The sequence below is a fragment of the Lapillicoccus sp. genome, from assembly GCF_025353065.1.
Classification (GTDB): domain Bacteria; phylum Actinomycetota; class Actinomycetes; order Actinomycetales; family Dermatophilaceae; genus Lapillicoccus.
Genome location: NZ_JANXRJ010000171.1, coordinates 1 through 2959 on the forward strand (window position 1 = coordinate 1; position 2959 = coordinate 2959).

Annotated in this window: 2 protein-coding genes; both read left to right on the forward strand. The window is 67.1% G+C overall.

What is annotated here, in order from left to right:
* Positions 1 to 513 precede the first annotated feature (513 nt).
* Positions 514 to 1770: an IS110 family transposase gene (locus tag Q0R63_RS13480; RefSeq protein WP_295698123.1), complete on the forward strand. Its 1257-nt coding sequence runs from the start codon at positions 514 to 516 to the stop codon at positions 1768 to 1770.
* A 57-nt stretch (positions 1771 to 1827) separates the two neighbouring features.
* Positions 1828 to 2637 (forward strand): P-loop NTPase fold protein, encoded by an 810-nt coding sequence (locus tag Q0R63_RS13485; protein WP_295698126.1) that lies wholly within the window; start codon positions 1828 to 1830, stop codon positions 2635 to 2637.
* Positions 2638 to 2959 lie beyond the last annotated feature (322 nt).

Here is a 2959-nt window from a genome sequence, read left to right on the forward strand (position 1 = left end):
GTCGCCGTCGGAACCACGTAGGAGGGCACGCCGAGACCGGGAATGATGACGACCCTGGTGGCCGCGGAGTCCGCACCGAAGTCGAGCGTGCGGATCGTTTCGTCACGGGCGTCGTCGAGCGGCAACGGTGTGGACCTCCTCATCGTCCGGCGGGCCTCGAGCGTATCCCTGACCGCGCGTCGGCCACTCGACTCAGCCTCGAGCCCGCTCGACTCAGCGTCGAGCCACCTGACTCCCCGTGCACGGGAGTCAACCTCGATGACTCAGTAGGGGTACCCCTAGCGGGGGAGCCTGTTCCGGGCTGAAAATCGGAGTTGGCTGCCCGTTGACGTCGTGACTCTGTGGTCCGTTGGAGGCCGTGACTCAGTAGGGCGCTGGGAGCTGTGGTGTGGGCCTTTCCATGTTGCTGCGAGCACGCGGATCAGAGTTGTTGTGTCCCTCACGGTTCCCCGGGCAGCCGCCCAGATGGTGTTCCGACGACGGCGCTGTAGGAGCGCTGAGGAGGTGGCGGCGATGGACGTCGCACGAGATGAGGACGTGGTCATCGAACGGGTGGCCGCATTAGACATCGGGAAGGCCGAGCTGGTGTGTTGTGTCCGGGTCCCCGGCCCGGGCCAGCGCCGGTCTCAGGAGGTCCGCACGTTCTCCACGATGACCCGATCGCTGTTGATGATGGCCGACTGGTTTACCGAGCTCGGGGTGACCCGGGTGGTGATGGAAGCAACGAGCGACTACTGGAAGCCGCCGTTCTACCTGTTGGAGGGCTCGTTCGAGACGTGGCTGGTCAACGCCAAAGACGTCAAGCATCTGCCGGGTCGGCCCAAGACCGACCGGCTCGACGCGGCATGGCTGTGCAAGGTCGCCGAACGTCAGATGCTGCGGCCGAGTTTCGTGCCGCCCCCACCGATCCGGGTCGTGCGGGACCTGACCCGGTACCGGGTCGACCTGATCATCGCGCGGACCGCGGAGAAGCAGCGGGTGGAGAAGCTCCTCGAGGACGCGCTGATCAAGGTCTCGGTCGTGGCCTCGGACGTCTTCGGGGTCTCCGGGCGGCACATGATGGCCGCGTTGATCGCCGGTGAGCGCGACCCGGCCGTGCTGGCGGACCTGGCCCGCGGGTCGATGCGGGCCAAGACCGCCGCGTTGCAGGAGGCGTTCACCGGCCGGTTCACCGAGCACCACGCGTTCCTGCTGACCAAGATGCTCGAACGCATCGACCGGCTCACCGCGGACATCGACGAGGTCGAGGCCCGCACCCAGGAGCAGATCGCCCCTTTCGCGGCAGCGGTGGCCCGCCTCGATGAGATCCCCGGCATCGGCGCGGTCACCGCCTACGCGATCATCGCCGAGATCGGCGTCGACATGACCCGGTTCCCGACCCCGGCCCACCTCACGTCGTGGGCCCGGTTCGCCCCCGGCATCAAGGAATCCGCCGGCCGGGCCAAGGGCAACGGCAGCACCGGACACGGCAACAAGTACCTCGCCCGGGCCCTGGGCGAGGCCGCGGTCGCGGCCAGCCACACCCACACCTTCCTCGGCGAACGCTACCGACGCCTCGCGCGGCGACGAGGCCGCCCCCGCGCGGTCGTCGCAGTCGGCCGCTCCATCCTCGTGATCATCTGGCACCTGCTAGCCAACCCCGACGCCACCTTCCACGACCTCGGCCCCGACTGGTACGACACCCGCATCACCGCCGACCGCCGCACGCGCAACCACGTCCGCGAGCTCCACAAGCTCGGCTACCGCGTCACCCTCGAAGCCACCGCCTGACCACGACCGCGCTCCCTCAGCACCGCGACACGCGTCGATACCCCACGCCCACTCACCATGATTTTCGGATCAGAGGATGTGCGCGGAACCTTGATCGCGTTGGTGCTCAACGCGCTCCAGGAACTTGTCGTAAGCGACGAGACCGAGGTCGCCGCTGACCGCAAGGCCGTCATCCTCGCGAAGTTGCAGGACCTCCGCCGACGCATTGCCTGGGGACGGGTGGCGAAGGTATTGGTGACAAGTGCGGTGAGCATGTCGCCCGACATCGGAGGCTTGATCGAGGCGCTGACTCCTCAGCCGCCGAGCCCTGCGGCCGACGAGGGCCCGCAACCTGTGGATGGCCCGCAGAGCATGGCGGGGTTCCGGGCTGACTTCGAGGTGCTCATGGGCGGAGACCCCGGGCTGACGAAGGTTGTGGTGCTCGTCGATGACCTCGACCGTTGCCTGCCGCCAGCGGTCGTGTCGACGCTTGAGGCGATCAAGCTGTTCTTGTCGGTGAAGAAGAGGGCGTTCGTTCTCGCCGCAGACGAGGAGCTCATCCGGGCGAGCATCGACGCGCACCTCGGCGGTTTGGGGAGAGGCGAGTTCGCGGCCCGGTACACCGAGAAGATCGTTCAGTTGCCGATCTCCTTGCCTGTCCTTTCGCAGCAGGACGCGGAGGCGTACGTCGCCTTCGGGGAAGACCTCGACGCTGTGCGGGTAAAAGGTGCTGGTCCAGGTCACCGTCACGGGACCGCGATCGGTGGCGAGCTGCACCCCCATCACCGCGTGAGGCCACTGACCGTAGTCCCAGCGGGTCGGCTCGCCACCGAAGTTATTGACATCCCAGTAGTCGACCGCCGTGACCTGCCTGCCAGCAAGGTCTGACACCTTGCGGTCAAACCCGTTGCGAATTTAACGACCTTCCATGGCGCGCTGCTGGAGTCGGTCGTCGAACCGGAGGAGTCAGCCACCGCTCAGCCCTCGACCCGGCCTCGGCCAGCTTCTCCTCCACACTCACCGTACCAGTCTGCCCGATCAGCCATCGGGTCCGAACGCAGCCGGGCGCCCTGCACCTGAAGAGTGGCACCGGGGACAAACCCAGAAACAAGTCGGGTGAGCGCGTACGCCTTGGCCCTTCGCGGTCTCAGGGATGTCCGTCCGCCAGGCGTTCGACGTCGACCTAGGGCGTGTCTCCAAAAGTCTGGGG

What these genes read in the sequence shown, in the direction of transcription:
- Q0R63_RS13480 (WP_295698123.1), top strand. Translation starts at nt 514, where the DNA reads ATGGACGTCGCACGAGATGAGGACGTGGTCATCGAACGGGTGGCCGCA.
- Q0R63_RS13485 (WP_295698126.1), top strand. Translation starts at nt 1,828, where the DNA reads ATGATTTTCGGATCAGAGGATGTGCGCGGAACCTTGATCGCGTTGGTG.